This is a genomic window from Bosea sp. ANAM02 (assembly GCF_011764485.1).
Lineage (GTDB): Bacteria > Pseudomonadota > Alphaproteobacteria > Rhizobiales > Beijerinckiaceae > Allobosea.
In genome coordinates this window covers 4,476,351-4,503,331 of record NZ_AP022848.1, presented here as the reverse complement: position 1 = coordinate 4,503,331, position 26,981 = coordinate 4,476,351, and the positions used below count along the sequence as shown (strand labels likewise).

Sequence of the window (26,981 nt, the reverse complement as noted above, 5' to 3'; positions counted from 1 at the left end):
CCTTGCTTGCGCGTCAGGCCGCACGGCCGAACAGGCCGGCCGGCTTCACCAGCAGCACCAGCACCATGATGACGAAGATCACGGTCGCCGCGCCTTCAGGGTAGAACACCTTGGTCAGGCCCTCGATCAGCCCGAGCGAGAAACCGGTGACGATGGCGCCCATGATCGAGCCCATGCCGCCGATCACGACCACCGCGAAGACGACGATGATCAGGTCGCCGCCCATGTTCGGGTTGACCGAATAGATCGGCGCGGCGAGCACGCCGGCGAAGGCCGCGAGCGCGACGCCGAAGCCATAGGTCAGCGTCACCAGCAGCGGCACGTTGATGCCGAAGGCCTGGGTCAGCGTCGGGTTCTCGGTCGCGGCCCGCAGATAGGCCCCGAGCTTGGTCTTCTCGATCAGGAACCATGTGCTGAGGCAGATCACGAGCGAGGCGACGATCACCCAGGCGCGGTAGTTCGGCAGGAACATGAAGCCGAGGTTCTGTCCGCCGGCGAGTTGCGGCGGGATGGCATAGGGCAGGCCCGACGAGCCGTACTGGTTGCGGAACAGGCCCTGGATGATCAGCGCCAGGCCGAAGGTCAGCAGCAGCCCGTAGAGATGGTCGAGATGGGCGATGCGCTTGAGCAGCAGGCGCTCGATCGCGATGCCGGTCGCGCCGACGATGATCGGTGCCAGCAGCAGCGCAGCCCAGTAGTTGATGCCGAGATAGTTCAGGCACATCCAGGCGACGAAGGCGCCCATCATGTACTGCGCGCCATGGGTGAAGTTGATGATGTTGAGCAGCCCGAAGATCACCGCCAGCCCGAGGCTGAGGATGGCGTAGAACGAGCCGTTGATCAGGCCGAGAAGGACCTGACCGAACAGCGCCTGCGGCGGAACGCCTAGAAGCTCGAACATGATGGGCTCAGATCATCTCGTGAGGTTGTTGTCGAACCCCCGCCGTCCGGGCCGGGCGAAACCCGGAACCGGGGCCTGTCCTGGGGTTCCGGAACCCTCCGATGCATCCCGGGCCGACCAGTGTCGCCCGGGATGACTGCGGAGGGCTTCAGATGGCGATCAGGCGCTCACTTCTTGACGAGCGGGCACTCGCTCTCGGCAAGCGGGCGGAACGCCTGCTCCGCCGGCAGGACGGCGAGCTGCTTGTAGTAATCCCAGGCGCCCTTCGACTCGGCGGGCTTCTTCACCTCGAAGAGGTACATGTCGTGCATCTTGCGGCCGTCGGCGCGCACCGAGCCCTTCCCGAACAGCGGGTCGTCGGTGGGCATTTCCTTCATCTTGGCCACGACGGCGCCCGCGTCCTTGCTCTTCGCTGCTTCGACAGCCTTGAGGTAATGCAGCATGCCGGAATAGACGCCGGCCTGGACCATGGTCGGGCGCTTGCCGCCGTTCAGCTTCGAGAACCGGTCCGACCAGGCCCGCGTGCCGTCGTTGCTGTCCCAGTAGAAGGATTCGGTCAGGACCAGGCCCTGCGCGGCCTGAAGTCCGAGCGAATGGACGTCGGTCAGGAAGACGAGCAGGCCCGCAAGCTTCTGCCCGCCCGCGACGATGCCGAATTCGCCGGCCTGCTTGATCGAGTTGATCGTGTCGCCACCGGCATTCGCCAGGCCGATGACCTTCGCCTTCGATGCCTGTGCCTGCAGCAGGAAGGACGAGAAGTCCGTGCCGGGGAAGGGCGTGCGGACGGCGCCGACCACCTTGCCGCCCGCCTTGGTGACGACGGCGGAGGTATCGCGCTCCAGCGCATGGCCGAAGGCATAGTCGGCGGTGAGGAAGAACCAGCTGTCGCCGCCCGCCTTGACCATGGCGCCGCCGGTGCCCTGGGCGAGCGCGTAGGTGTCGTAGGTCCAGTGGATGGTGTTGGCGTTGCAGGCCTTGCCGGTGAGGTCGGACGTGGCGGCGCCGGAGTTGATATGGACCTTGTTCTTCTCCTTGGTGATCTGGCTCACCGCCAGCGCGACGGAGGAGGTCGGCACGTCGAGGATGAGGTCGACGCCGTCCTGATCGTACCATTGCCGGGCGATCGTCGATCCCACGTCGGGCTTGTTCTGGTGGTCGGCCGAGACGATCTCGACCTTGATGCCCTTGTCGGCGGCCTTGAAGTCCTCGACCGCCATGCGCGCGGCGATGACGGAGCCTTCGCCTGAGAGGTCGGCATAGAGACCCGAGCGGTCGTTGAGCACGCCGGCCTTGACCGTGATCTGCTGGGCGAGCGCCGGGACAGCCATCAGGGTTGCAAGCGCCGTGGTCGCGAGAATCGTCTTCAGCTTCATGATCGTTCTCCCTCTATGGATGCCGGCTGAGCCGGCTGCTTTTATGGGTCGCGCTGCTTCAGACGCCGAGATAGCGATGCAGCTTGTCGATATTGGCGTCGAGTTCGGCATTCGGGATCATGTCGATGACCTTGCCTTGCTCGACCACATAGTGCCGGTCCGCCACCGTCTGGGCGAAGCGGAAGTTCTGTTCCACCAGGATGATGGTGAAGCCGTCCTGCTTCAGTTTCGCGATGGTGCGGCCGATCTGCTCGATGATGACGGGGGCGAGGCCCTCGGTCGGCTCGTCGAGCAGGAGCAGATTCGCGCCGGTGCGCAGGATGCGGCCGATCGCCAGCATCTGCTGCTCGCCGCCCGAGAGCTTGGTGCCCTGGCTCTTCAGACGCTCCTTGATGTTCGGAAAGAGCGTGAAGATCGCGTCGAGCGAGAGCCCGCCTGGGCGCACCTGCGGCGGCAGCATCAGGTTCTCCTCGACCGAGAGGGTCGAGTAGATGCCGCGCTCCTCCGGCACGAAGCCGATGCCGAGCCGGGCGATCGAACGCGAGGGCAGGGCGATCGTCTCCTTGCCCTCCAGCACGACCGAGCCCTTGCGCTTGGCCAGCACGCCCATGATCGACTTCAGCGTCGTGGTCTTGCCGGCGCCGTTGCGGCCGAGCAGCGTCACGACCTCGCCGGGCGCGACGTCGAAATCGATGCCGTGCAGGACATGGCTCTCGCCATACCAGGCTTCGAGCCCACGGACCTTGAGCAGCGGGGCGGTGCCGGCGGCAGCCATGGGAGCCTTCAGGGCCTCAGTGGTGGCCATGTCCGCCTCCCGAGCCGATATAGGCCTCGACCACGCGCGGGTCCTTCGAGACGGTGGCGTAATCGCCTTCCGCCAGCACCTGGCCGCGCGCCAGCACGGTGATGCGGTCCGAGAGCGAGGCGACGACCGAGAGATTGTGCTCGACCATCAGGATGGTGCGGTTCTGCGAGACCTTGCGGATCAGCGCCTCGATGCGCTCGACATCCTCGCGCCCCATGCCGGCCATCGGCTCGTCGAGCAGCAGCATCTCCGGATCGAGCGCCAGCGTCGTCGCGATCTCCAGCGCGCGCTTGCGGCCGTAGGAGAGTTCGCCCGCGGTCAGCCCGAGGAAGGGCGTGAGGCCGACGGCGTCGATCAGGCCGGCCGCTTCGGCATCGAGTTGCTTGAGCGACCGTTCCGAGCGCCAGAAGTCGAAGGAATCGCCGCGCTTGCGTCGCTGCAGGGCGATCCGGACATTGGCCAGCACTGAGAGCTGCGGAAACACGGCCGAGATCTGGAAGGACCGCACCAGCCCGAGCCTCGCGATCTCGGCCGGCTTCTCGCGCGTGATGTCGCGACCGTTATAGACGATCGCGCCGCGCGTGGGCGCGAGGAACTTGGTCAGCAGATTGAAGCAGGTCGTCTTACCCGCGCCGTTCGGGCCGATCAGCGCGTGAATAGAGCCGCGGCGCACGTTGAGGTCGACGCCGTTTACAGCTGTAAAGCCGGCAAATTCTTTGGTGAGGCCTGATGTCGAAAGAATAGTGTCCTCAGGCATGCCGGTTGCCAGCCTCCATCAGCTTTATCTTTCTTTTTTAAGCGGTTCCCCTTGCATGTCATGCTGCACCGCGCTCAGGGCATAAGTCAACGCTGGCGGGTTTCAAAGCGGTCTTGGCAGGCGTGCACTCATCCCTTCGTCTATGTGCGCTGTCTCGTGCGAATGAAGGATGCGGGGGCCTCCGCGGCGGTTCGATGCTCGCTGCCCGGCGCGCGACACGGGAAAGATTTGAACCGGCGTCGCGTTCCGCGCGACGAAGAGACGTTCCGGTTTACCGCCGGGGCGTGTTGCGGTAAAAGCGACGGCCATCTTTCGTCCATATTGCCGCCGTGTTTTTGATCGTGCGCTGCGCCGACCGTTGCGGGCGGGCAGCCGGTTGCCGAATTGGGGAGGTTGTCGTGAACTTCGCGTCTCTGGTTCCAGGGTTCCGTGCCCGAATGGCTGTCGCCTTTGCGCTGGTGCTCTCAGCGGTGGCGCTGGCCTCTCCGGGCTCCGCGGCCGTACCCGAGCGGCGGGTCGCGCTCGTTATCGGCAACAGCGCCTATACGGCGGTGCCGCCGCTGGCCAATCCGCAGCGCGACGCCAAGGGCATCTCGGCCGCGCTGAAGCGCCTCGGCTTCGACGTCGTCGAGGGCTACGATCTCAAGATGGACGAGATGACGGGCATCGTGCGCGAGTTCGCGCAGAAGCTCGACGGCGCCAAGGCTGGCCTTGTCTATTACGCCGGCCACGGCATCGCGGTCGGCGACGAGAACTATCTCATTCCCGTCGACGCTTCGCTGCGCTCGGAGGCCGATCTCGATTTCCGCGCCGTGAACGTCCAGCTCGTGCTGCGTCAGATGCAGCGCGACGAGCGCGTCAACATCGTCATCCTCGACGCCTGCCGCGACAATCCCTTCGCCGCCCAGCTCGCCGCGAAGTCGCGCGCCGTCACCCGCGGCTTGACCGCGATCGAGACGCAGTCGGCCTCGGGCATCCTCATCGCCTTCGCCACCGATCCGCGCGCCACGGCGCTCGATGGCGAGCGCGACGGCAACAGCCCCTTCACCAGCGCGCTGCTCAAGCATATCGAAACGCCGGAAGTGTCGATCACCACGGTGATGGACCGCGTGCGTGCCGATGTCTGGGAAACCACCAACAAGAAGCAGAAGCCCTGGACCAATTCCTCGATCATCGGCGAGTTCAAGCTCAACCCGACGCTGAAGCTCGCCGCGGTCGATCCAGGCGTCGCCGCGACCAAGACCATCGACGCGGCCGTGCCGATGCCGGCGATGCCGGCCGCGTCCACGCTCGACCGTGCCCAGATCGACATCAAGACCTGGGAAGTCGCCGAGCGCGGCAATTCGGCCGCCGATTACCGCGCCTATCTCGAGGCCTTCCCGTCGGGCCAGTTCGCGACTTTCGCCCGCAATCGCCTCGCCAGCCTCGAGGCGGCGAAGCCCGTGAGCGGCTTCCTGGAAACGCCTCCAGGCGTCACTGAGGAGGCGCTGAAGAAGGAGATCGGCACCGCGCAGACCGAGACCGCGATGAAGCTTGGCGCCAAGGACCGTCGCGAGCTGCAGGCCCGCCTGCGGGTCAGCGGCTTCCAGCCGGGCAAGGCATCCGCCAGTTTCGGCCCGAGTGCCCGCAAGGCGATCCAGGCCTGGCAGAAGTCGCGCAACATCCCGGAAACCGGCTTCCTGACCGCGATGCAGGTCAGTGCGCTCAACGCCCAGAGCGAGGCTGCCTACCAGGCCGTGCTCGCCGAAGAGAAGGCCGCTGCCGAGAAGAAGCGCAGCCGGACAGCCGGCGAAGGAAAGGCGGGCGGCAAGGCGACGCGCAACGTCACCTACGACGGCGACGAGATGTATCGGCGCGACCTCGCCCGCGAGCGCGGCGAAGCCTACCAGGGTACGACCACGGCTCGTCGCGGCACCACCAGCACCGGCTATCAGGGTCGCGTCCGGACCCGTGAGGGTAACTCCGGGGACAGCGCTGGCGCGGCCATCTTCGGCGGCATCGTCGGCGGTGTGCTCGGCGGCGCGATCGGCGGCGGCTTCCGCCGCTGACGGATCCCTTTCCGTTGCCATGATCCGCAAGGCCGGCCCCCGGGCCGGCCTTTCTTGTGCCTGCCCCGGCTATAGCGGTGGCGGGCAACCCCGGCATGCGCAAGCGGCTTCAGATGCGCTGCAAAAGGGTTTCCAGCTTCCATCCTTCTGGTCTAGTGCTGTGCACAACCCCGCCCGGCGGCGCGGTGTGACGAGCAAGGGCAGGACGATGAAGAAGGTTTATCCCGACGCGAGGACGGCGCTCGCCGGCGCGATCAAGGACGGTATGACGATCTGCGCCGGCGGATTCGGCCTTTGCGGCATTCCGGACGTGCTGATCGAGGCGGTGCGCGAGAGCGGAGCCAGAGACCTCACCGTCGTCTCCAACAATGCCGGCATCGACGGCGCGGGCCTCGGTATCCTGCTCGAGACCCGCCAGATCCGGAAGATGATCTCGTCCTATGTCGGCGAAAACAAGCTCTTCGCGCAGCAATACCTCGCGGGCGAACTCGAACTCGAATTCACACCGCAGGGCACGCTGGCCGAGCGCATCCGCGCCGGCGGCGCCGGCATCCCGGCCTTCTTCACCAAGACCGGCGTCGGCACGCTGGTCGCGGAGGGCAAGGAGGAGCGCGAGTTCGACGGCGAGCGCTACATCATGGAGCGCGGCATCGTCGCCGATGTCTCGCTTGTCCATGCCTGGAAGGCCGATACCGAAGGCAACCTCGTCTACCGGAAGACGGCACGCAACTTCAATCCGATGATGGCGACGGCCTCGCGCTTCACCGTGGCGCAGGTCGAGAATCTCGTCGAGGCCGGCGAGATCGATCCCGACCATATCCATACCCCGGGCATCTTCGTGAAGCGGCTCGTGCATGTGCCGAACGCGCAGAAGCGCATCGAGCAGCGCACCGTCCGCAAGCGTGCCGTCTGAGGAGACCCGACATGGCCTGGACCCGTGAACAGATCGCGCAGCGCGCCGCGAAGGAGCTGCAGGACGGCTTCTACGTCAATCTCGGCATCGGCATCCCCACGCTGGTCTCGAACTATATCCCCGAGGGGGTTTCCGTACAGCTCCAGTCGGAGAACGGCATGCTCGGCATGGGGCCGTTCCCCTATGAGGGCGAGGAGGATGCCGACCTGATCAATGCCGGCAAGCAGACGATCACGCAGCTCCCGACGACGAGCTTCTTCTCCTCGGCGGATTCCTTCGGGATGATCCGCGGCGGCCATATCGACCTCTCCATCCTCGGCGCCATGCAGGTCGCGGAGAATGGCGACCTCGCAAACTGGATGATCCCCGGCAAGGTGGTGAAGGGCATGGGTGGCGCCATGGATCTCGTCGCCGGCGTGAAGAAGGTCATCGTCGTGATGGAGCATGTCGCCAGGAACAAGGACGGCTCGGAATCGCCGAAACTGCTCAAGGCCTGCGACCTGCCGCTGACCGGCGCCGGCGTCGTCGACATGGTCATCACCGATCTCGGCGTCTTCACCATCGACGAGAAGGGCGGTGGCATGGCGCTGATCGAGCTTGCCGAGGGCGTCACGCTCGACGAGGTCAAGGCCAGGACCGAGGCCGCCTTCAAGGTCGCGCTCTGAAAGGCTTCGCTTCGAAGGGTGGCGCTTTGAAGGGTGTCATCCCGTGCGCGCCGCGGCATGAAATGCCGCTGCGCAGCCACGGAAGCGCTCCCCGAAAAAGGCGCCTTCTCGTCGCACGGTCCCGCATCTGCGCAGCGTCACTGCGTGCCGCAGCGCGTGCGGGATGACAGGCGTCAGCCCCCTGTCTCCCAGCCAGCCCTGACCAGCTCGGGTCGGTCGCAATCCTCTTCCGGCCAGCCGACGCAGAGATAGGCGACGAGCTTCCACTGCGCGGGCACATCGAGCGCTCGTGTGATCTCCCGGGGATCGAGGATCGAGACCCAGCCGACGCCGAGCCCGTGCACGCGCGCCGAGAGCCAGAACTGCGTGATCGCCGCCACCACCGAATAATCCAGCATCTCGGGCATGGTCGTCGTGCCGAGGCCATGACCGCGCGCGGTGCCATGGTCGCTGAACACGGCGAACTGGACGGGCGCCTCCCGCAGGCCCTCGAGCTTGAGGCGCGCATAGAGCGCAGCCCGCTCGCCGTCATAGGAGGCCAGCGCATCGGCATTGCAGCGGCTGAAGCTCTCCTGCACGGCCGCGCGCCGGGCCGGCTCCGCAACCGGAATCCAGCGCCAGGGCTGCGCGTGTCCGACGGAAGGAGAGAGCTTGGTCTGCGTCAGCAAAGTCTCGATCAGTTCGGCCGGAACGGGATCGCGCTTGAAGCGCCGGACATCGCGCCGCCAGCGCAGCAGCTCCTCGAACTGCCGGGCGAAGCCTGCGTCAAAGACCGGCGGTTGGCTCACGCGGCTTTCGCCGTGGCGATGGCGTGGAAGAACGAGCCCGTCACCGGGCCGCGCCGGCTCCCGGCCGGGGCAGGGGCCGAGCCATGGGGATCGGTCACCATGGCGAAGGGCGGGTCCTCGCCCTGCGCGACGATACTGGCATAGTGGAATTCATGCCCGGTCAGCGCCGAGCCCGCCGGCCCGAGAGGGCCATCCGCCTCCAGAATGGCGCGGCGATAACCGAGATTCATCTTGCGCCTGGCGAAGGAGGTGTCGACCGAGAGCAGGCCAGCCATCGCGTGGGCGACGCCATCGACATCGGTCAGGTTGCGTCCGAGCACCATGTAGCCGCCGCACTCGCCATGCACCGGCCGGGTCTTGGCGAAAGCGCGGAGGCCGCTGAGGAAGCGCCCGGCAGCCGCGATCGTGCCGGCGTGCAACTCCGGATATCCGCCCGGCAGCCAGCAGGCATCGCAAGCCTCCGGCGGGGCTTCGTCCCTGAGCGGCGAGAACGGCACGAGTTCGGCGCCGTTCGCGCGCCAGCCCGCCTCGACATGCGGATAGACGAAGGAGAAGGCAGCGTCGCGGGCGATGGCGATCCGCCGTCCGGGTACGGGCAGGGGCGGGGCTTCGTCGCCGATCGCGTCCGGAAGCGACGTCGCACCGGCAGCAGCGACAACCGCGTCGAGATCGACCGCCTTCGAGACGGCCTCCGCCAGCGCATCGAGCCTTGCATGCAGGTCGGCGGTCTCCCCGGCCTGGACCAGCCCGAGATGACGCTCGGGCAGGATCAGGCTCGCTTCGCGCGGCAGCGCGCCGAGCACGGGCAGGCCGATGCGCTCCATCCCCTGTCGCACCAGCCGCTCATGGCGGGCGCTCGCGACCTTGTTCAGGATCACGCCGGCGACGCGGATGCGTGGATCATAGAGCTTGCAGCCGAGAGCGACCGCCGCGACCGACTGCGCCGCGCCGGACACGTCGATGACGAGCACGACGGGCCAGCCGGTCAGTGCGGCGATATCGGCGCTCGCGCCGGTATGGCCTTCCCGTCCCGGCACGGCGTCGAACAACCCCATCGAGCCTTCGGCGATGACGATGTCGGCTGCACGAGCCGCTTCTCCGGCGATCTGTCCGAGCAGCCCGTCCGTCATCGCATAGCTGTCGAGATTGGCGCTGGGTGCGCCCGTGGCGGCCGCATGGAAGGCGGGGTCGATATAGTCCGGCCCGCATTTCAATCCGCGCACGGTGAGGCCGCGCTTTGCCAGCGCGCGCTGCAACCCGAGCGTGAGCGTGGTCTTGCCGGAGCCGGAGCGCGGCGCGGCGATGAGCAGCCCGCGCGCGCTCATTGTCCGCCCCGCGGCCGGAACCGGCGGTCGTAGTCGATCGAATAGAGCGCGCTTTCGCCGAAATCGTCGGCGGCCAAGGCCGGCCCGACCAGGATCAAAGCAGTACGCTCAAGCGCGCTGGCGCTGACTTTCCCGGCGATATCGGCGAGCTTGCCTTGCAGCACCGTCTCATCCGGCCATGTCGCGCGGAACACGACCGCGACCGGGCAATCGGCGCCATAGAACGGCGTCAATTCCGCCACGACCTGCTCGACGACATGGATCGAGAGATGGATCGCGAGCGTCGCTCCCGAGGCGGCGAAGGTCGCGAGCGTCTCCCTCTCGGGCATGGCCGAGGCACGCCCGGAGGTGCGCGTCAGCACCAGCGACTGCGCCACGCCCGGCAAGGTCAGCTCGCGCTTCAGCACGGCGGCGGCAGCGGCGAAGGCGGGCACGCCCGGTGTCACCGTATAGGGAATGCCGGATCGGTCGAGCCGGCGCATCTGCTCTCCGCAGGCGCTCCAGATCGAAAGGTCGCCGGAATGCAATCGCGCTATGTCCTGGCCGGCACGATGCGCTGTCTCCATCTCGGTGATGATCGCGTCGAGATCGAGCGGCGCGGTGTCGACGATGCGCGCGCCCGGCGGGCACCAGTCGAGCATCGCCTTGGGGATCAGCGAACCCGCATAGAGGCATACGGGCGAAGTGGCGATCAGGTCGCGTCCGCGCAGCGTGATGAGATCGGGCGCGCCGGGGCCGGCGCCGATGAAATGGATGGTCATGCGAGGCTTCTGGCGAGCGCGCAGGTGACACGCGCGGTTGCGATGCGCGGCTGGACCAGTTCGCCGCCGGGGCCGGCCGCAGCCAGCGCCGCGGCTTCCGCCACCGAGCCGACGCCGTAGAGCGAGGCGATCCGGGTCGAGCGCGTCGCGCAGGCGGCCTCGAAACCTTTCAAGGCCTCGTCAGGGATGGCGACGAGCTCGGCCGCGCGTTCCTGGGCGGCCGCGACGATGCCGGCCTCGCTGACGCGGCTGGCGAGCGTGGCGAAGCGGGGCGTTTGCGCGCCGGCAAGCCCGGCGCTTGCCAGAGCCTGGTCGAGGCAGGCGAGGATATCGGCGGCCTCCGTGCCGGGCCTGATGCCGATGCCGGCGACGATGCGGCCCGTCATTGGGGAACCCCTGCAACAATACACGCCGTCATCCCGGGCGACCGAAGGGAGACCCGGGATCCATGCCTGAACCGCTCCGGACTGGATCCCGGATCGGCGCCGCTGACGCGGCTTGTCCGGGATGACGCGGTGGGTTGCACGGAGCGCGTCAAGGCTTCTCGACCCGCCATTGCGTCACCGGCATGGCCGGGCGCCAGCCATGCTTGCCGCCGACGGGCGCCAGCCGGTCGATCGAGATGCGGCGCAAGGAGCCGCCATGCTCGGCATGGAGCGCGGCGAGCTTCGCCTCCCCCTCGATCGTCACGACATTGGCGACGAGCCGTCCGCCCGGCTTCAACGCCGCCCAGGCGGCGTCGAACAGGCCGTCCTCGGTCAGGCCGCCGCCGATGAACACCGCATCCGGCGGCTCGCGGCCGACGAAGCTGGCCGGCGCCTCGCCGGTGACCTCGACGGAGAGCCCGCCAAGTTCCAGCTTGTTGCGCCTGATCCGCTCGGCCCGTTCCGGCTTGGCCTCGAAGGCGACGGCGCGGTTGCGTGCGTGCCGCTGGCACCATTCGACCGCGACCGAGCCCGAGCCCGCGCCGACATCCCAGAGCAATTCGCCGCCGCGCGGGGCGAGTGCCGAAATCGTGATCGCGCGGACTTCCGACTTGGTGATCTGCCCGTCATGGGCGAACCACTCCTCTTCGAGCCCCGGCGCCAGCGGCAGGATGCGGGAATCGCGGGTCGCCGCGACCTCGACCGCGATCAGGTTGAGCGGAACGATGTCGTTCAGATTGAAGGCATCGGCGCGGCATGCGCGGATGCGCTCCTGCGGCCCACCCAGCGATTCCATCACCACAATGCGGCTCGCGCCCATGCCGCGTGCGGTCAGGAGTTCGGCCACGGCGCGCGGCGTCGTCTCGTCCCAGGACAGGGCGAGGATGCGGGCCTCCGGCTGGAGATGCGGCACGATCCGGTAGAGCGTGCGGCCATGCAGCGAGACCAGCGCGCACTCCTCCTGCGGCCATCGCATCCGCGTGCAGGCCATCGAGAAGGAGGAAAGCTGCGGGATGATCCGCATCTCCTCCGCGGGGATCGCCCGGCTGATGCTGTTGCCGATGCCGTAATGGAACGGGTCGCTGGTCGCGAGCACGCAGACCTTGCGGCCGCGCTCCTTCAAAATCTGCGGCAGCGCGTTGCGGAAGGGCTGCGGCCAGGGGCGCAGTTCGCCGGGCACGGAGCCGACCAGCGCGATATGCCGCTCGCCGCCGAAGACGATCTCGGCCTCGTTCAATGCGGCAAGAGCCTCGCGGCACAAGCCTGCGGCGCCATCCTCGCCGAGGCCGATCAGCGCGAGCCAGGGCGCCGGCGCCTCACGGCTCGACAGAACATCCGATTCACGCAAAACTGGCGACATGACCGTCCTCATTCTCGGCGGAACGACTGAAGCTGCTGCGCTTGACCAGCACCTGGCTGATCAGGCTCCCGATATTCGCGCCATTATCTCGCTGGCGGGCCACACCGTCGATCCCCGCCCGAGCAATCTGCCGGTCCGCACGGGCGGTTTCGGCGGCGTCGAGGGCTTGCGGCGCTATCTGGTCGAGGAGGGCATCGTCGCCGTCGTCGACGCGACCCATCCCTTCGCCGCGATCATGCCCTTCCATGCCGAGCATGCCTGCAAGGCGGAGGGTGTGCCACTGCTGGCGATCCGCCGCGAGTCCTGGAGGCCGCGCCCCGGCGATCGCTGGAAATCCGTGCCTGATATCGAGGCGGCCGCGCAGGCGCTGGGCGACGCGCCGCGGCGCGTCTTCCTCACGGTCGGCCGGCTCGAACTGCCGGCTTTCGCCGACGCTCCGCAGCATCGCTATCTCGTCCGCGCCATCGAGCCGATCGGTGACCGTCTGCCCGTGCCGCATGTCGACGTCATCCAGCAGCGCGGCCCCTTCGACGCCGACGACGAGGAGGATCTGATGCGCCGCGAGGGTGTCGAGATACTCGTCAGCAAGAATTCGGGCGGTCCCGCCACGGTCGGCAAGCTCGTGGCGGCGCGCCGGCTTGCCCTGCCGGTGGTGATGGTGGAGCGCCCGCCCAAGCCCGCTGTCGAGACCGTCGACCAAATCGATCAGGTCCTGCCCTGGCTGGTGGCGCAAGGCATCTTCGCCACGGAACGCGGCGTGTAGACGTAAGGCGCCGCGCCTTCGCGGGCGATCAGGCGCGTGCTCGAAGCTCCGATCATCACCAGCGTCGCCATGTCGGCCGTGCTCGCGGCCGCGACGGCCTCAGTCAGCGTCAGGATGCGCAGATTCTCGTCCGGCCGCCCGACGGCGCGGGCGAAGAGCACCGGCGTCGCCGCGCCGCGATGCGTTGCCGCCAATTCCAATGCCTTGCCGAGCTGCCAAGGGCGCGCCTTCGAAATCGGGTTGTAGAGGCAGATTACCAGATCGGCCGCGAGAACGGCTCCGAGCCGTGCGGTCACGACATCCCAGGGTTTGAGATTGTCCGAGAGCGAGATCGCGCAGAAATCCCCGCCGAGCGGAGCGCCTGCCTTTGCCGCCGCCGCCAGCATCGCGGTGATGCCGGGCTCGACCGTGATCGGAAGCCCACGCCATCCCGCCGGCCCGGCCTCCAGTGCCTCGAACACCGCCGCCGCCATCGCGAAGACGCCGGGATCGCCGCCCGAGACCACTGCGACCGCCCGGCCTTCCGCCGCCAGTTGCAGGGCATGCGAGGCGCGCTCGACCTCGACGCGGTTGTCGGAAGCGTGCCTGGTCAGTCCCGCCCGGTCCGGCACCCGGTCGACATAGGGACCGTAGCCGACGATATCGGTCGCGGCATCGAGCGCGGCCTGTGCCGCGGGCGTGATCCAGTCCGGCATGCCCGGCCCGAGCCCGACGATGGTGAGGGAGCCGGTCACGATGATCTCCCCGTTCTCGGTATCCTGGCTTCCCCAGCGCCGTCATCCCGGGCGACCGGAGGGAGACCCGGGATCCATGCCTGAACGTCTACCGGAAGGGTTCCGGAATGGATCCCGGATCGGCGCCGCTTCGCGGCTTGTCCGGGATGATGGCGAAAGACGGGAAGAAAAGGCTGGATCGCCGTCACAGACGCCGTCCTTCGCCGGGCACCAGCACCATCGCGAAATAGGGCGCCTCGTCATCGCCCTTGTCGGCGAGGCGGGCCACGACCTGCCGCACCATCGTCGCGCGCTCGACATAGATCGCGCGGCCTTCCAGCCCGGCGGCTACGAGCGCGCGCCGCACCTTCGGCAGGTTGCGGCCGAGCTTCATGATCACGGCAGCGTCGGTATCGGCGAGGCGGCGCGTGAGTTCCGCTTCCGGCAGCGTGCCGGGCAGCACGGTCATCACGTCGTCGCCCCAGGTGATCGGCGCGCCGGCCTCGCCCCAGGCACCGGTCATGCCGGTGACACCGGGTACGACCTCGGTCGGAAAGCGCTGCGAGAGCCGTCGCCACAGATGCATGAAGGAGCCGTAGAAGAACGGATCGCCGTCGCAAAGCACGGCGAGCGTCCGCCCAGCCTGCATTTCGACCGCGAGCCGTTCGGCCGCTTCCTCGTAGAAGGTCGCGATCGGGCCGTCATAGTCGGGCTCGCCGACACTGGCCTCGACCGTTACCGGGAAGGCGAGCTCGATCTCGCGGGCCGGATCGGGCGCAATGATCGCATCCGCCGTGCTGCGGGCATTTCCGCGACGGCCGCGCTTGCAGAAATGCACCAGCCGGTCGGCCGTGGTGATGATCTCGCGTGCCCTGACCGTCATCAGGTCCGGCGCGCCGGGCCCCAGGCCGACGCCGTAGAGCAGGGTCTTTTGCGTCCCGCTCATCGCCTATTCCTTGTCCTGCGCCAGCGCATTGACGGCGGCCGCCGCCATGGCCGAGCCGCCGCGCCGTCCATGCACGACGACGAAGGGCACGCGCCCGTCCTTCGCCAGTGCCTCCTTCGATTCCGCCGCGCCGACGAAGCCGACGGGAATGCCGATCACGGCTGCCGGCTTGGGCGCGCCGGCATCGAGCATCTCGAGCAGGCGGAAGAGCGAGGTCGGCGCGTTGCCGATCACGACGACAGCGCCGGCAAGCCGGGGCCTCCACAGTTCCATCGCGGCGGCGGAGCGGGTCGTCCCCATCTGCGCGGCCAGCGCCGGCACCTGCGGATCGTCGAGCGTGCAGAGAACCTCGTTGTTCGCCGGCAGGCGCACGCGGGTCACGCCATTGGCGACCATCTTGGCGTCACAGAGGATCGGCGCGCCGGCCCGGAGCGCCGCCTGCGCGGCCTCGGCGAAACCGGCGGACATCTCGACGTCCCTGGGCAGGTCGGTCATGCCGCAGGCATGGATCATGCGCACAACGACACGCTCGGCCGCGCCGCTGAAGCGCGTGAGGTCGGCCTCGGCGCGGATGATGGCGAAGGAACGCTCGTAGATCGCCGCGCCGTCCTGAATGTAGTCGTATGCCTTGCTCAACCCTGCGATCCCGTCGAACGCGCGGCCTTCAGCCGGGCGTGAATATCCTGTCCGGGCTGCAATCGCGTGAGCAGCGCCGAAAGGTCAAGCGTCGCGAGCGGCTTGTCCCGCGTCGTGCCGTTCAGGACGACATCGTAGCGCCCGTCTCGCCCCGCCAGCGTCAGGTCCGCAGCCGCCGGATGGGCGCACGCCTTGACGCAGCCGGAGACGTGCAGCGTCACGCCATGAGCGAGCAGATCGGCGGCGGTGTCGGCGAGTTTGGCTGCATCCGCCATGGCCGGCGCTTCGGCGCGCGAGCATGCCGGGCTGCCGGCGCAGGCCTGCACCGCGAGGCGCGGATCGTCGTCGCTGGTGATCAGCCCGAGCTCGCCGCCGAGCCCCAGCAGGCTCTCGGCCTCGGTGCGGCCGAGATCGCGGAAGGCGAGCCCGCGCCAGGGCGAAAGCCGGATATCGGACGTCGCCTGGGCCGTGCCGAGCCTGTCGAGTGTTGTTGCAGCGCATCGGCCGAAGGGCAGGCCGATGAGCGCGGCGAAGCGGCCGCCTTCCAGTGCGAACAGCCCCGCGCGCGGGGGGCGTGGGCGTGGCGCGGGGAAGGTGGTTTCCGGCAGAGAGGTCAGGCTCGCCAGTGCCTCGGGCGAGAGGTCGCGCAGGCGGCGGATGCGATCGGGAGCGGCTTTGCGCAAGGCCGCGAAGCGGCGCAGGGCGGTTTCGACCGACGCGGCGGCCTCCCCCTCGCCGACCGGGCCGCGCCAGACGCAGTCTCCAAGGCACAGGGCCGCTTGTCCGGCCGCGATGCCGACAAGCCGGATGTCGCCGGAGAATTCATCCAGCGCCTGTGCGCCGCCATCATCCACGACGACGGCGAGCTTGGCCGGCAGGCCGGCGATGGCGCGGGTGCGCTGTTCGATCTGCGCGGCCAGTAAGGCGGCGTCGATCAGAGCGGTCGGGTCCCGTCCCGCCAGCGACGAGACCAGTGTCACGCGTTGCGGTCCGTCGCCGTCATGCTCGTCGACGAGGCGTTCCGCCAGCAGGCGCTCGACCAGCAGCGGATGACTCTCGGCCGTCACGCCGCGAATTTGCAGGTGGGCTCGGGCGGAAATCTCGATCAGCCCGTTACCATGCTCGGCAGCCAGCGCCGCGATCCGCCGCAGTTCTGCGAGTGACAGTCTCGCGCCCGGTGGATGCAATCGCACCAGCCAGCCGTCGCCGGTCTCCATTGGCCTGAGTGTGCTCGGGCACCAACCGCGCCGCAGCGCCTCCTGAGGCCGCGCGCTCACTCCGCCGCCTCCCGCGCCAGGAAGGCGCCGACGGAATTGCGTCGGCTGGTCCAGAGCCCACGTCGCGCGGCTTCGGCGAGCCGCGAGCGGATCGCGGCGGCTGCTGGCGCATTGGCGTTTTCCAGCGCCGCCCAGACCTGCGGATCGGCGCAATAGGCCTGGAAGACCGCGTCGAGCAGCCCATCCACGACGGCATCCGTGCTCGCGGCGAAGACGAAGAGCGTGTCGACTGCCTCGGCCAGTTCCGCCGCGCCGCGCCAGCCATGGCCGAGTTGCGATGCGATCCAGCGTGGATGCGTCAAGCGGCCATGGACGATGCGGGCGATATCCTCGGCGAGTGTGCGGGCCTTCGGCGCTTCCGGGTTCGCGCTGTCGAGACTGTAGAGCGCCGGGTCGGCACCCAGCGCTTTTGCGGCCGCCGCGAGGCCGCCGATCACGTCGGCCGCGCTGCTGGCTTCGAGGATGTCGCGCCCGGCCGTGTCGCTGACATGGATGAAGGCGTCGCAGGCGCGGATGCGATCGGCGAAGCCGGCATCGGCGCTGCCCACGCCTTCGGGTCCGCCATAGGCATGGTCCGAAGCCGCGAGATAGGCGCCGCCCAGTTCCGCGCGCTCGGTCCAGTCGCCGTCGAGCGCGCGGTCGGCCATCGCCGCGCCGTAGCGGCCGGGCGCGGCGCCGAAGATGCGCGCGCCATGCTCGCCGCGGCGGCGAGCGGCGGCGGGTTCGTTCCAGTCGTCCGGCTCGTCTAGCGCAGCCACGGCCCGTGCCGCCTGGTCGATCAGCGCGATCTGGCCGGGGAAGGTGTCCCGGAAGGTGCCGGAGATGCGCACGGTCACGTCGAGGCGCGGATAGGCGAGCTTCGGTTGCGGGACGATGCTGAAGCCGGTGACGCGGGTCGAGGCGTTGTCCCAGAGCGACTCAACGCCCATCAGCGCCAGCGCATGGGCGATGTCCTCGCCGCCCGAGCGCAGAGTCGGCGAGGCCCAGAGGTCCATGACGACCCGGCGGGGATAGTCGCCGTGGTCCTGCAGATGGCGTGACACAACCGCCTGCGCCGCAAGCTGGCCCAGCCGTGTGGCGGCGCGCGTCGGGATCGCACGGGGATCGAGCGTCGAGAGATTGCGGCCGGTCGGCAGCACGTCCGGCCGGCCGCGATGCGGGGCGCCGGCCGGTCCGGGCGCGACGAAACGGCCGTCGAGCGCGGTGAGCAGGTTGTCGCGCTCGTTGCGGGCGGAAACGGGATCGATCGCCGAGTGACCGAAGACGTGCAGACCGTCGCGGAAGGGCAGTTCGGCGATATCGCAGAGATGGGCGTCGAGCCGCGTCAGCGCCTCGTTCATTTCGGTATCGGCAGCGACGCCGCAGGAGGCGGCGAGACCGCTCGCCTCGGCACGCGCCCGGATTTCGCCGGCGACGATATCGGCCCGGCGCGGATCGAGCACCTGCGCCTGCGAGAACTCCTCGACCAGATCGCGCAGCAGGGCCGTCTCGCCGGCCGCTTCCGTTTCGGCCAGCGGTGGCGGCAGATGGCCGAGCGTGACGGCCGAGAGCCGGCGCTTGGCCGGCGCCGCCTCGCCGGGATCGTCGACGACATAGGGGTAGATCACCGGCAGTCCGCCGGTGGCGAGCCGCGGCCAGCAGCCGGAGGAAAGCGCGACCGCCTTGCCCGGCAGCCATTCCATCGTGCCGTGCGTGCCGAGATGGATCAGCGCATCGATGGCCTCCATCCGACGCAGCGCGAGATAGAAGGCGAGGTAACCGTGGCCGGGCGGGGCGTCGGGGTCGTGATAGCGCGCCTTGCGGTCGGGTGTCGCATCGCGTGGCGGCTGGAGCGCGACGATGAGATGGCCATGGCGCACGGCGCGGAAATGGAAGGCGCCATCGCGGCAGGTTGGATCGGTTTCCGGCGCTCCGTGGCTGGCGAGAAGGGTTTCGCGGGCGGCTGCGGGGATCGTATCGAGCCAGTTGCGATAGGTGGCGAGGGGGATGCTCAGAGTGGTTGGGCCGGCGGTGAGCGAGGCCATCAGCAGGACCCCCTCTGTCGTTCCCTCATCGTCATCCCGGGTCAAGCCCGGGATGACGGCGGAGGTTGCAGCGCCGACCTCATATCCCGCTCCCGCCAGCAATTCCCGGATCGCCGTCACGCTCGCCGGCGTGTCGAGTCCGACCGCGAAGCCGGCGCGTCCGCCGCGCGCGGGATAATCCGACATCACCAGCGCGAGCTTGCGTTCTGCCGCGGGTTTCCGGGTCAGTGCGATCCAGCCGGCCGCCAGATCGGCCAGAGCGGCGATGCCCTCCACATCGGGCACGAGACGGCGGATAGCGAGGCCGATCGCGGGATCGATCTCTTCCGCCTTGAAGGCGACCGGAATTGCGCCGATCCGCCCGTCGAATTCCGGCAGCGCCACCTGCATGGCGAGGTCGGCGGCGGACAGGCCGCGCGGCGAGGCTTCCCAGGCCTCGCGCGGGCTGCCCACAGGAACCGCCTGCAGTATCGGGCAATCGGCACGGTCGAGCACGAAATCGGCACCCTCGCGCGCGGAGAAGGCGGTCGTGGTGACGATGAGGGCCGGTTTGCGCGTCGCGATCAATGCCGCGAGTTCGGCTGTGACGACCGGGTCCTTCAGGCTGGTCAGCGCAAGGGGCAGGGGTGCGAGGCCGCGGGCTGCCAGTGCCGTGGCGATGGCTTCGCCCATGGCGGTGTCGCCCGCCGCGACGCCGGAGCGATAGAGCAGGATCGCGACGAGTGGCTGGCCGGAGGGCAGGGCAGCGAGTGCCTCGCGCCAGGTCTGGGGGAGGCTGTTGGTGCCGAGTGCGAAGAAAGATGGCAGTGGGAACGGAGCGAAGTCGCTCGCGTCGTGCGACCCCTCATTCGTCTCGGCTTCGCCGGGCCACCTTCTCCCGCAAGGGGAGAAGGAAGCAGCGGGGACCGTCTGGCCCTTCTCCCCTTGCGGGAGAAGGTGCCGGCAGGCGGATGAGGGGTCTCTCGACGTTGCCAGATACCCGTCTACCCGCCCCAGCAGCCGCCGCATGTTCTCGGCGCCGCCGCCGGCCTGGAAGTAGCCCAGCAACTCGCCCGCGAATTCCGCCGGCACCGTCGCATGCTCGCCCAGCCGCGGATCGTCGCGGTCGTCGCCGGGCAAAATCGCCAGCGGAATGCCGCGCTCACGACAAACCGTGCCAAGCTGCTCGATGCCGTAGCGCCAGTAGTCGAGTCCGCCGAGGCAGCGCAGCAGCACGAAGCGGCACTGCGCTGCCGTTTTCTCGATCAGGAAATCGACCGACAGCGGATGCTTCAGGCGTCGGAGCGGCGCGAGGCGGACAGTGAGGCTCTGTCCGTCATGCTCGCCCTTGTGGCGGGCATCCATGTCTTGAACACCGTGCTCGCGGGAAGACGTGGATGGTCGGGACAAGCCCGACCATGACGACGGCGGTTCAGTACAAGTACGGGTCGCCACCGCCAGCGCCGAGAGGTCGCTGTCCGTGAAGGACAGGACGAGCACATCTCCCGGCGGCAGGGCGAGATCGACGGCGTCCTCGCCGTCGTCGAGCCTGATCTCGCTGGTCGGGAGAAGGTGCATCGGTCGAAGTTACGCCCCCGCGAGAGCCGCTTCCACGGCCTTGAGGTCGAAGCCCTTGAGCCCGATCACGGTAAGACGTCCGTCGCGTGACTCGCTCGCGCCCCAGGGCCGGTCGAAATGATGTCCGACGCGTCGGCCGACGCCCTGTACGACCAGACGCATCGGCTTGCCCGGTACCGCGGTGAAGCCCTTGAGGCGCAGCACGCCCTCGGCCTCGGCGGCCTTGGCGACGCGCGCCGTGAGTTCTTCCGGCGACAAGCCGGCCGGCAGCGGCACGGCGACCGAGTCGAAATCGTCATGGTCGTGATCGTGCTCGCCCTCGCCGTGATGCGAGGGGCGGGCGGCGAGATCGCTCTCGGCTGCGGCGCCCAAGCCCACGATCAGCGCCGGCTCGACCTTGCCATGGGCGGTCTCGACGATCTTGATCGCCTTGGGCAGATGCTCGGCGATCTCGGCCTTGACCCGCGCGCGGCCGGTCTCGTCGACGAGATCGCTCTTGTTGAGCAGGATCAGGTCGGCGCAGAGGATCTGGTCCTCGAAGACCTCCTCCAGCGGGTTGTCGTGATCGACCGAGGCATCGGCCGCCTTCTGCGCCGCGAGCGCCTCGGGATCATCGGCGAACTGGCCCTCGGCCACGGCCGGGCCGTCGACCACGGCGATGACGCCGTCGACGGTGACCCGCGAGCGGATCGCCGGCCAGTTGAAGGCGGTGACGAGCGGCTTCGGCAGGGCGAGGCCGGAGGTCTCGATCAGGATATGCTCCGGCGGATTCGGCCGGTTGAGCAGCTTCTCCAGCGCCGGCACGAAATCGTCGGCGACGGTGCAGCAGATGCAGCCATTCGGCAATTCGACCACGTCCTCGTCGCTGCAGCCGGCAATGCCGCAGCCCTTCAGGAATTCGCCGTCGAAGCCGAGATCGCCGAACTCGTTGACGAGCACGGCGAGTTTCTTGCCCTGCGCGTTCTCGAGGAGATGGCGCACCAGCGTCGTCTTACCGGCGCCGAGGAAGCCGGTGATGATGGTGCAGGGCGTCTTGCTCAATGACGTCTTGCCCAGGTTCGTCGTCTGCGGAGCGTTCATGATGTCATCCTTGCTGGCGCGCCGGCAAAGGCGGCACGCGCGCGACCACGCCCTTGCGGAAGGACTGGGGCCGCTCTTTCCAGGGAACGATGCCGTTGGCGCTGGCGGCATAGGCCTCCGCGGCGCCGACGATCTCGTCGAGATGGGTGTCGGTGTCGAGATCGCCGATCAGATAGGTCCATTTGCCGTCGGCGCTGAGCGCGATGGTGCAGGGCCGCTTGCAGACGCAGAGGCACTCGACGGGCAGCACGGGGATCGTGCTGCCTTTTGCTTTGAGCTGCTCAGCGAGACGCTCGGCCAGCGCCAGTCCCGGCTGGTCATAGCCTTCCGGGAGATCGGCGCGGGCACGGCGGCAGGCCGTGCAGACATGGATGGTGAGGTCGCCCTCGGACATGGCTTGCCCTCAGGCTTCCGCGGAACGGCGGTTCGCCCAGGGCCATAGCACGCCGACCATGAAGGCGGTGGCGAGCCAGAGCGCCGCCTGGATGCCGAGCGAGAGCGCTGCGAAATGCGCGGCGACCTCGGCGGGCACCTTGCTCTCCGGCGCGGCCGGGTGCGGGGCGCCGACGACATGCGGCAGCACGATCAGGACGATGGCCACGAGCTTGAGCCAGGGCTGTTCGAAGCGCAGGAACATGAAGAGCCCGGCCGCGGTCGCGACGGCCGTCCAGAGCCACCAGAGCTGGCGCTGCTCCAGCGCGGCCGAGGCTGCGCCCGGCAGTTCGGGAGCCAGCCCCATCGCAGGCGCAAGCCCGAGCGCGAGGAAGCCGCAGGCGCCCCAGACGAGCGCGCTGCGCTGGTCGATGCTGTCGCCGGCCGCGATCATCCCGGCGAGCAGCAGCCCCGCGAAGCCGATCGCGGTCGCGATCGTCACCGCGCCGGTGAAGAGCGTGCGCTGGAGGCCGTCCTGCGGCTTCCACTCGGCATGGTCGTGGCCGGGCGCTTCGCCGGCCGGTCCATGCGCCAGGATGATTTTCGCCTCGTCGTCGAAACCGGCCAGCGTCGGCGCCTTCAGCGCGAGCGCCGCCTCATAGGTCTCGGCCTTGAGGATGAGAGGTGTGGTGGTGACATGCTGCAGGGCGGCGACGATCAAGCCAGCCAGAAGCCCGGCCAGGATGCTGACCGTGAGAACACGCGTGACCATGGATGCTTTCCCTCAGTGGCAGGGAAAGGCGAGGCCGTGACGGGTATCGTGCGCGGCGTTGTGGACATTGGTCGAGGCCGCGAAGCCGGTCGTGTAGATCAGCGCGACGCCGATCACGAGCGCGGCGGCGACCGCCTTGACGCGGTCCGAAACGCTGAGTGTGGGGGTGGGAACCGAAGCGGTGTTCATAAGCGTTCTCCGTGGCCGCCCCGCCGGCAGCCGGTTGGATCTCTGCGGGTCGACGGCAGGTCTCCTGGCTCGCGGACTTCGCGTCTCTCGCCGCCTTCCCGGAGCGAGCGCTCCAGTGGCCGATGGCGAAGGACATCCGCTTACAGTTGCGGGGGCAGCCGCGGTCTCGCACCGCGTTCCCTTTTCACCTCCTCGCGGAGGCACCGTCACGATCATCATTAGCTATCGCCGTGTTGCTGTGCAATGCAGTGCGCGATCTTCTTCGTGAGCCCTCATCCTGAGGAGCCGCGTCAGCGGCGTCTCGAAGGATGCTCCAGATGCCTCCCGAGCCTCCTGGACCATCCTTCGAGACGGCCCTTCCGGCCTCCTCAGGATGAGGGCTCAGGAAACGCAGCGGATATGATGCCGAACGAAATCCCCCACCTCACCCTCGTCCTCGGCGGCGCCCGTTCCGGCAAGAGCCGCCATGCCGAGGCGCTGATCGAGGCGTGGCCTTCGCCCTGGACCTATATCGCCACGGCGCAGGCCTATGACGACGAGATGCGCGCGCGCATCGCCGAGCATCGCGCCCGCCGCCCGGCCGGCTGGCAGACGGTCGATGCGCCGATCGATCTGGCCGGGGCCATCGCCACCCAGCCGGCCGGCCGGCCGATCCTGATCGATTGCCTGACGCTCTGGCTGACCAACCTGATCCTGGCCGAGCGCGACACGGCCGCCGCCCGCGAGGGCCTGATCTCCGCCTGCGAGCGCGTCTCCGCGCCGCTCGTGCTGGTCGGCAACGAGGTCGGGCTCGGCATCGTGCCGGAGAACGCGCTGGCCCGCCGCTTCCGCGACGAGGCGGGACGCCTGCATCAGGTGCTTGCGGCGCGTGCGGCCAGCGTGGTCTTCATGGTCGCCGGATTGCCGATGCGAGTGAAATGATGACGGACACTGACGACGCCGCCCGCCACAAGGCGAAGATGGAGAAGCGCAAGGCGGTGCAGGACGCCGAAGTCGCCTCCAAGACGCTCGAAAAGGGCCTGCTGATCGTCAATACCGGCCCCGGCAAGGGCAAGTCGACGGCGGCGTTCGGCCTGATCCTGCGTGCGCTCGGCCATGGCTGGCGCATCGGCGTGGTGCAGTTCATCAAGGGCGCCTGGTCGACCGGCGAGCGCAAGGCGCTGGAAGCCTTCGGCGACCAGGTGAACTGGCACAGCATGGGCGAGGGCTTCACCTGGGAAACGCAGGACAAGGCCCGCGACATCGCCGCTGCCGAGCGTGCCTTCGCCAAGGCCCGGGAGTTGATGGCCGATCCGGAGATCAGGCTGCTCGTGCTCGACGAACTCAACATCGCCCTGCGCTACGACTATCTGCCGCTCGCCGAAGTGGTGGCGGCGCTAGCCGCCCGCCGGCCGGACCTGCATGTCGTCGTCACCGGCCGCAACGCCAAGCCCGAGCTGATCGAGGCGGCCGATCTCGTCACCGAGATGACGCTGGTGAAGCACCATTTCGCGGCGGGCGTGAAGGCGCAGCAGGGGATCGAGTTTTAAGCCGCTTCCTCGTCGGCTGCCGGTCGTTTGCCCCATAACGAACGCGAACGGCGTTCGCGCGTTCATGTCCTCGATCATCGTTTTCGGGGGTGGGCCATGAGTGGTTTTCTCTGGGGAGAGCTGGATCTGCTGCTCAGGCTGCTGGCCGGCATGGCCGCCGGCATCGTCGTGGGCTGGGAACGGACCAACAGGCAGCGTGCCGCCGGAATCCGCACCTTCGGCCTGGTCGGGCTGGGTACGGCCGCCGCGGCGACGATCTTCAGCGGGCCACATGAGGCCGATGCCGCCAGCCGCGTCGTCCAGGGCCTGCTGACCGGGATCGGTTTCCTGGGCGCCGGCGTCATCGTGCTGCGTCGCGGCCATGCGACGCCGACGGGCCTGACCACCGCCGCGGCCATATGGGTCACTGCCGCGCTCGGCTGCGCCGCCGGGCTGGGCGATCATGCCATCGTGGCGTCGGCCACGCTGCTTGCGCTCGTCCTGCTCGCCATCGATCATTCCGTCGAGCGCTGGGCCGGTCGCGACAGGACGGCCAATTCCAGCGAGGCGCCGCCTTCGTGAGTACCTGAGGCGCCGCAGGGTGCCTCAAGGGGGCGCCGGAGCGTGCCGGAGGCAATCTCGCCCACGGCTTGCCGTGCTCCAATCCGGTCATTCCGATCCCAGCTCTTGACGGCGGCCAACTGTGTCTTCAAATTGAATCTGAATTCAAATTCAATTTCGAGATCAGCGATGGCCGGCACGCAGTCGAGGCACCCCCGCAAGGCCGGCAAGCGCGAGGCGATCCTCGCCGCCGCGCGCGGCATCGTCTCCGAGGTCGGCTTCCACGAGACCTCGATTGCGGCGGTCGCCGCCGCAAGCGGCGTCTCGACCGGCAGCGTCTATTCCTATTTCGCCTCCAAGGCGGAGCTGATGGCTGAGATCGTCGCGGCGGTCTCGTCGCGTGAGCTTTCCGTGCTACGTGAAATCGCTGCAAGTGACGCTCCCGTCGCCGAGCGCCTGACCGCCGCGGTGGAAGCCTTTGCGCGCCGCGCCTTCGCCAATCGCCGCCTCGCCTGGTCGATGATCGCCGAGCCCGCCGACCCGGCCGTCGACGCGACGCGGCTCGATTATCGCCGCGAGATCGCCGGTATTTTTCGCGCGCTCGTCGTTGAGGGCGAAGGGCAGGGGGCCTTCCGCGCGGTCGATCCCGATGCTGCCGCCGCGATGATCGTCGGCGGCTTCATGGAGGCGCTGATCGGCCCGCTCTCGCCGGACCGCCCGATCACCTCCGAGCGCGACCGCGAGATCGCGGCCGCCCTTGCCGATCTCTCCCTCGCCGCGCTGATCTCCCGAGAAGGACAGGCCGCATGACCACGCTCGACGCTTACGGCTACGACACGCATGAGGTACTGAACCAGGCGCCGGCGCTGGCGGATTATGACGCCTTCGCCGCCGATCCGGCGCTTGGTCGCATCCTCGATGCCTTCGGCGCCGGCTGGTTCCGGGAGCAGGCGGGCATCGTCGGCGGCCATGTCGGCTCGCAACGCGTGCAGGACCTGGCGCGGCAGGCCAATCGCAGCCTGCCGGAATTGCGCACCCATGACCGCTGGGGCCGGCGCGTCGACCAGATCGAGTTCCATCCGGCCTGGCACGAACTGATGGGGCTCGCCATGCGCGACGAGTTCCATTCGCTGTGCTGGACCAGACCGCGGGAAGGCGCACAGGTGGCGCGTGCTGCCGTTTCCTATCTCTGGAACCAGGGCGAGAACGGCATCTGCTGTCCGCTCGGCATGACCTACTCGGCGATTCCCGTGCTGCAGCGCGATCCCGCGCGCTGGGCCGAGTTCGGCCGGCTGATCACCTCTTCGGAATACGATAGCCGCCCGCTGCCGGCGGCACAGAAGCGCGGCGGCACGGTCGGCATGGCGATGACCGAGAAGCAGGGCGGCTCCGATCTGCGCCAGACCCAGACGGTCGCGGCGCGCAACGCCGACGGGACCTATGCGCTGACCGGCCATAAATGGTTCTTCTCGGTCCCGCATTCCGACGTGTTCCTGACGCTGGCGCGCACGGAGGAGGGCGTGTCCTGCTTCGTCGTGTCGGGCTGGCTGCCGGACGGCTCGCGCAACCGCCTGCAGATCCAGCGGCTCAAGGACAAATGCGGCAACAAGTCCAACGCCTCGTCCGAAGTCGAATTCCGTGGCGTGATCGCGCATCTCATCGGCGAGCCGGGCCACGGCATCCGCGCCGGGCTGGAAATGAACCACTATACGCGGCTCGATTTCGCCGTCGGCTCGGCCGGCTTGATGCGCCACGCGGTCGCGCAGGCGGCGCATCACACCGCTCATCGCCGTGCTTTCCAGAAGGCGCTGATCGACCAGCCGATCATGACGAATGTGATCGCCGATCTCGCTTTGGAGGTCGAGGCCTCCGCCTGGCTCGCCTTCCGCTTCATCCATGCGCTCGACCGAGAGGGCGGGAGCGAAGCCGAGAAGCTGATCGGCCGCATCGGCGCGCCGATCGCCAAATACTGGAACTGCAAACGCGCGACCCCGGTCGTGGTCGAGGCGTTGGAGTGCCATGGCGGCAACGGCTTCATCGAGGACCATCTGATGGCGCGGCTCTATCGCGAGGCGCCGCTCAACGGCATCTGGGAGGGCACCGGCAATGTCGTCTGCCTCGACGTGCTCCGCTCGATCCGCCGCTATCCCGATTGCGTGCCGGCCCTGCTAGACGAGTTGCGCGCTGCCCGCGGCAGCGATCCACGCTACGACGCCTTCCTGGCCGGGCTGGAGGCCGATCTGGTCGATGTGCTCAGGCACGAGCATCTGGCGCGGCGCTTCGTCGAGCGCATGGCGCTGGGCCTGTCGGCCTCGCTCTTGATCCGCCATGCGCCGCATGCCGTGGCGGACGCCTATGTCGCATCGCGGCTGGCCGGCGGCTGGTCCGGCCATTTCGGCTCCCTGCCGCAGGGCGCCGATCTGCAGGCGATCGCGCGGCGGGCCGTGCCGGTGCCGAACTGA

The 26,981-nt window shown here is 68.6% G+C and carries 27 protein-coding genes and 1 riboswitch; of the genes, 9 read left to right on the top strand and 18 right to left on the bottom strand.

Annotation, left to right across the window (positions count from 1 at the left end):
* Nucleotides 1–13: 13 nt before the first annotated feature.
* From OCUBac02_RS21475 to OCUBac02_RS21460, 4 genes are all read right to left on the bottom strand, one after another.
* The gene (locus tag OCUBac02_RS21475; RefSeq protein ID WP_173048540.1) at nucleotides 14–901 is read right to left on the bottom strand and encodes a branched-chain amino acid ABC transporter permease; all 888 of its coding nucleotides are present in this window, start codon (nucleotides 899–901) and stop codon (nucleotides 14–16) included.
* A 167-nt stretch (nucleotides 902–1,068) separates the two neighbouring features.
* Nucleotides 1,069–2,274, bottom strand: a complete 1,206-nt coding sequence (locus tag OCUBac02_RS21470; protein WP_047579291.1) for an ABC transporter substrate-binding protein — start codon at nucleotides 2,272–2,274, stop codon at nucleotides 1,069–1,071.
* A gap of 58 nt (nucleotides 2,275–2,332) precedes the next feature.
* On the bottom strand, nucleotides 2,333–3,079 hold the full coding sequence (locus tag OCUBac02_RS21465) for an ABC transporter ATP-binding protein (protein ID WP_173048537.1): 747 nt from the start codon (nucleotides 3,077–3,079) through the stop codon (nucleotides 2,333–2,335).
* A complete protein-coding gene (locus OCUBac02_RS21460; protein ID WP_173048535.1) occupies nucleotides 3,066–3,836 on the bottom strand; it encodes an ABC transporter ATP-binding protein in 771 nt (256 codons plus the stop codon). Before OCUBac02_RS21460 ends, OCUBac02_RS21465 begins: the two co-directional genes overlap by 14 nt.
* A gap of 437 nt (nucleotides 3,837–4,273) precedes the next feature.
* On the opposite strand from OCUBac02_RS21460, the gene OCUBac02_RS21455 reads away from it, so the two are divergent.
* The 3 genes from OCUBac02_RS21455 (at nucleotide 4,274) to OCUBac02_RS21445 (ending at nucleotide 7,462) form a co-directional block, all read left to right on the top strand.
* Complete coding sequence (locus OCUBac02_RS21455; protein ID WP_173048533.1) at nucleotides 4,274–5,884, top strand: caspase family protein; 1,611 nt, start codon at nucleotides 4,274–4,276, stop codon at nucleotides 5,882–5,884.
* Between the two features lie 208 nt (nucleotides 5,885–6,092).
* Nucleotides 6,093–6,797 (top strand): CoA transferase subunit A, encoded by a 705-nt coding sequence (locus tag OCUBac02_RS21450; RefSeq protein ID WP_047579285.1) that lies wholly within the window; start codon nucleotides 6,093–6,095, stop codon nucleotides 6,795–6,797.
* A gap of 11 nt (nucleotides 6,798–6,808) precedes the next feature.
* Nucleotides 6,809–7,462, top strand: coding sequence for a CoA transferase subunit B (locus OCUBac02_RS21445; RefSeq protein ID WP_173048531.1), 654 nt, complete (start codon nucleotides 6,809–6,811; stop codon nucleotides 7,460–7,462).
* Nucleotides 7,463–7,635: 173 nt separating this feature from the next.
* Here OCUBac02_RS21445 and bluB read toward each other — a convergent pair whose 3' ends face one another.
* From bluB to cbiE, 5 genes are all read right to left on the bottom strand, one after another.
* Nucleotides 7,636–8,250, bottom strand: a complete 615-nt coding sequence (gene bluB / locus OCUBac02_RS21440; protein ID WP_173048529.1) for a 5,6-dimethylbenzimidazole synthase — start codon at nucleotides 8,248–8,250, stop codon at nucleotides 7,636–7,638.
* Nucleotides 8,247–9,575, bottom strand: a complete 1,329-nt coding sequence (locus OCUBac02_RS21435; protein WP_173048527.1) for a cobyrinate a,c-diamide synthase — start codon at nucleotides 9,573–9,575, stop codon at nucleotides 8,247–8,249. Before OCUBac02_RS21435 ends, bluB begins: the two co-directional genes overlap by 4 nt.
* Complete coding sequence (gene cobM / locus OCUBac02_RS21430) at nucleotides 9,572–10,336, bottom strand: precorrin-4 C(11)-methyltransferase (protein WP_173048525.1); 765 nt, start codon at nucleotides 10,334–10,336, stop codon at nucleotides 9,572–9,574. The genes OCUBac02_RS21435 and cobM overlap by 4 nt, the downstream gene beginning before the upstream one ends.
* Complete coding sequence (locus OCUBac02_RS21425) at nucleotides 10,333–10,722, bottom strand: cobalamin biosynthesis protein (RefSeq protein ID WP_173048523.1); 390 nt, start codon at nucleotides 10,720–10,722, stop codon at nucleotides 10,333–10,335. The genes cobM and OCUBac02_RS21425 overlap by 4 nt, the downstream gene beginning before the upstream one ends.
* 148 nt (nucleotides 10,723–10,870) lie before the next feature.
* Nucleotides 10,871–12,121, bottom strand: a complete 1,251-nt coding sequence (gene cbiE / locus OCUBac02_RS21420) for a precorrin-6y C5,15-methyltransferase (decarboxylating) subunit CbiE (RefSeq protein WP_173048521.1) — start codon at nucleotides 12,119–12,121, stop codon at nucleotides 10,871–10,873.
* Here cbiE and OCUBac02_RS21415 point away from each other — a divergent pair.
* Complete coding sequence (locus OCUBac02_RS21415) at nucleotides 12,120–12,884, top strand: cobalt-precorrin-6A reductase (protein ID WP_173048519.1); 765 nt, start codon at nucleotides 12,120–12,122, stop codon at nucleotides 12,882–12,884. The genes cbiE and OCUBac02_RS21415 overlap by 2 nt on opposite strands.
* On the opposite strand, the gene cobJ is transcribed toward OCUBac02_RS21415, so the two are convergent.
* From cobJ to OCUBac02_RS21370, 9 genes are all read right to left on the bottom strand, one after another.
* On the bottom strand, nucleotides 12,827–13,618 hold the full coding sequence (cobJ, locus tag OCUBac02_RS21410; protein ID WP_465247738.1) for a precorrin-3B C(17)-methyltransferase: 792 nt from the start codon (nucleotides 13,616–13,618) through the stop codon (nucleotides 12,827–12,829). The genes OCUBac02_RS21415 and cobJ overlap by 58 nt on opposite strands.
* Before the next feature lie 184 nt (nucleotides 13,619–13,802).
* On the bottom strand, nucleotides 13,803–14,543 hold the full coding sequence (locus OCUBac02_RS21405; RefSeq protein WP_173048517.1) for a precorrin-2 C(20)-methyltransferase: 741 nt from the start codon (nucleotides 14,541–14,543) through the stop codon (nucleotides 13,803–13,805).
* 3 nt (nucleotides 14,544–14,546) lie between these two features.
* Complete coding sequence (locus tag OCUBac02_RS21400) at nucleotides 14,547–15,179, bottom strand: precorrin-8X methylmutase (RefSeq protein WP_173048515.1); 633 nt, start codon at nucleotides 15,177–15,179, stop codon at nucleotides 14,547–14,549.
* Nucleotides 15,176–16,456 (bottom strand): precorrin-3B synthase, encoded by a 1,281-nt coding sequence (cobG, locus tag OCUBac02_RS21395; RefSeq protein ID WP_173048513.1) that lies wholly within the window; start codon nucleotides 16,454–16,456, stop codon nucleotides 15,176–15,178. Before cobG ends, OCUBac02_RS21400 begins: the two co-directional genes overlap by 4 nt.
* On the bottom strand, nucleotides 16,453–20,037 hold the full coding sequence (gene cobN / locus OCUBac02_RS21390) for a cobaltochelatase subunit CobN (protein ID WP_244639011.1): 3,585 nt from the start codon (nucleotides 20,035–20,037) through the stop codon (nucleotides 16,453–16,455). Before cobN ends, cobG begins: the two co-directional genes overlap by 4 nt.
* 9 nt (nucleotides 20,038–20,046) lie before the next feature.
* A complete protein-coding gene (cobW, locus tag OCUBac02_RS21385) occupies nucleotides 20,047–21,117 on the bottom strand; it encodes a cobalamin biosynthesis protein CobW (RefSeq protein ID WP_173048511.1) in 1,071 nt (356 codons plus the stop codon).
* Nucleotides 21,118–21,121: 4 nt separating this feature from the next.
* Nucleotides 21,122–21,511 carry a DUF1636 family protein gene (locus OCUBac02_RS21380; RefSeq protein ID WP_047580210.1) on the bottom strand — a complete coding sequence of 130 codons (390 nt, stop codon included), beginning with the start codon at nucleotides 21,509–21,511 and terminating at the stop codon, nucleotides 21,122–21,124.
* A 9-nt stretch (nucleotides 21,512–21,520) separates the two neighbouring features.
* Nucleotides 21,521–22,261 (bottom strand): CbtA family protein, encoded by a 741-nt coding sequence (locus tag OCUBac02_RS21375; protein WP_173048509.1) that lies wholly within the window; start codon nucleotides 22,259–22,261, stop codon nucleotides 21,521–21,523.
* A gap of 12 nt (nucleotides 22,262–22,273) precedes the next feature.
* Nucleotides 22,274–22,450, bottom strand: coding sequence for a CbtB domain-containing protein (locus OCUBac02_RS21370; RefSeq protein ID WP_173048507.1), 177 nt, complete (start codon nucleotides 22,448–22,450; stop codon nucleotides 22,274–22,276).
* 37 nt (nucleotides 22,451–22,487) lie between these two features.
* A riboswitch (cobalamin riboswitch) is annotated at nucleotides 22,488–22,673 on the bottom strand.
* A 179-nt stretch (nucleotides 22,674–22,852) separates the two neighbouring features.
* Between OCUBac02_RS21370 and cobU the strand changes: the two genes are divergently transcribed.
* The 5 genes from cobU to OCUBac02_RS21345 all read left to right on the top strand — a co-directional run bounded on the left by cobU (nucleotide 22,853) and on the right by OCUBac02_RS21345 (nucleotide 26,981).
* The gene (cobU, locus tag OCUBac02_RS21365) at nucleotides 22,853–23,371 is read left to right on the top strand and encodes a bifunctional adenosylcobinamide kinase/adenosylcobinamide-phosphate guanylyltransferase (protein ID WP_173049769.1); all 519 of its coding nucleotides are present in this window, start codon (nucleotides 22,853–22,855) and stop codon (nucleotides 23,369–23,371) included.
* Nucleotides 23,371–23,979 (top strand): cob(I)yrinic acid a,c-diamide adenosyltransferase, encoded by a 609-nt coding sequence (gene cobO / locus OCUBac02_RS21360; RefSeq protein ID WP_173048505.1) that lies wholly within the window; start codon nucleotides 23,371–23,373, stop codon nucleotides 23,977–23,979. Before cobU ends, cobO begins: the two co-directional genes overlap by 1 nt.
* 96 nt (nucleotides 23,980–24,075) lie before the next feature.
* The gene (locus tag OCUBac02_RS21355; RefSeq protein WP_052232648.1) at nucleotides 24,076–24,540 is read left to right on the top strand and encodes an MgtC/SapB family protein; all 465 of its coding nucleotides are present in this window, start codon (nucleotides 24,076–24,078) and stop codon (nucleotides 24,538–24,540) included.
* Between the two features lie 168 nt (nucleotides 24,541–24,708).
* Nucleotides 24,709–25,329 carry a TetR/AcrR family transcriptional regulator gene (locus tag OCUBac02_RS21350; protein ID WP_173048503.1) on the top strand — a complete coding sequence of 207 codons (621 nt, stop codon included), beginning with the start codon at nucleotides 24,709–24,711 and terminating at the stop codon, nucleotides 25,327–25,329.
* Entirely contained in the window at nucleotides 25,326–26,981 is a 1,656-nt protein-coding gene (locus OCUBac02_RS21345; protein ID WP_173048500.1) for an acyl-CoA dehydrogenase family protein, read from the top strand. Before OCUBac02_RS21350 ends, OCUBac02_RS21345 begins: the two co-directional genes overlap by 4 nt.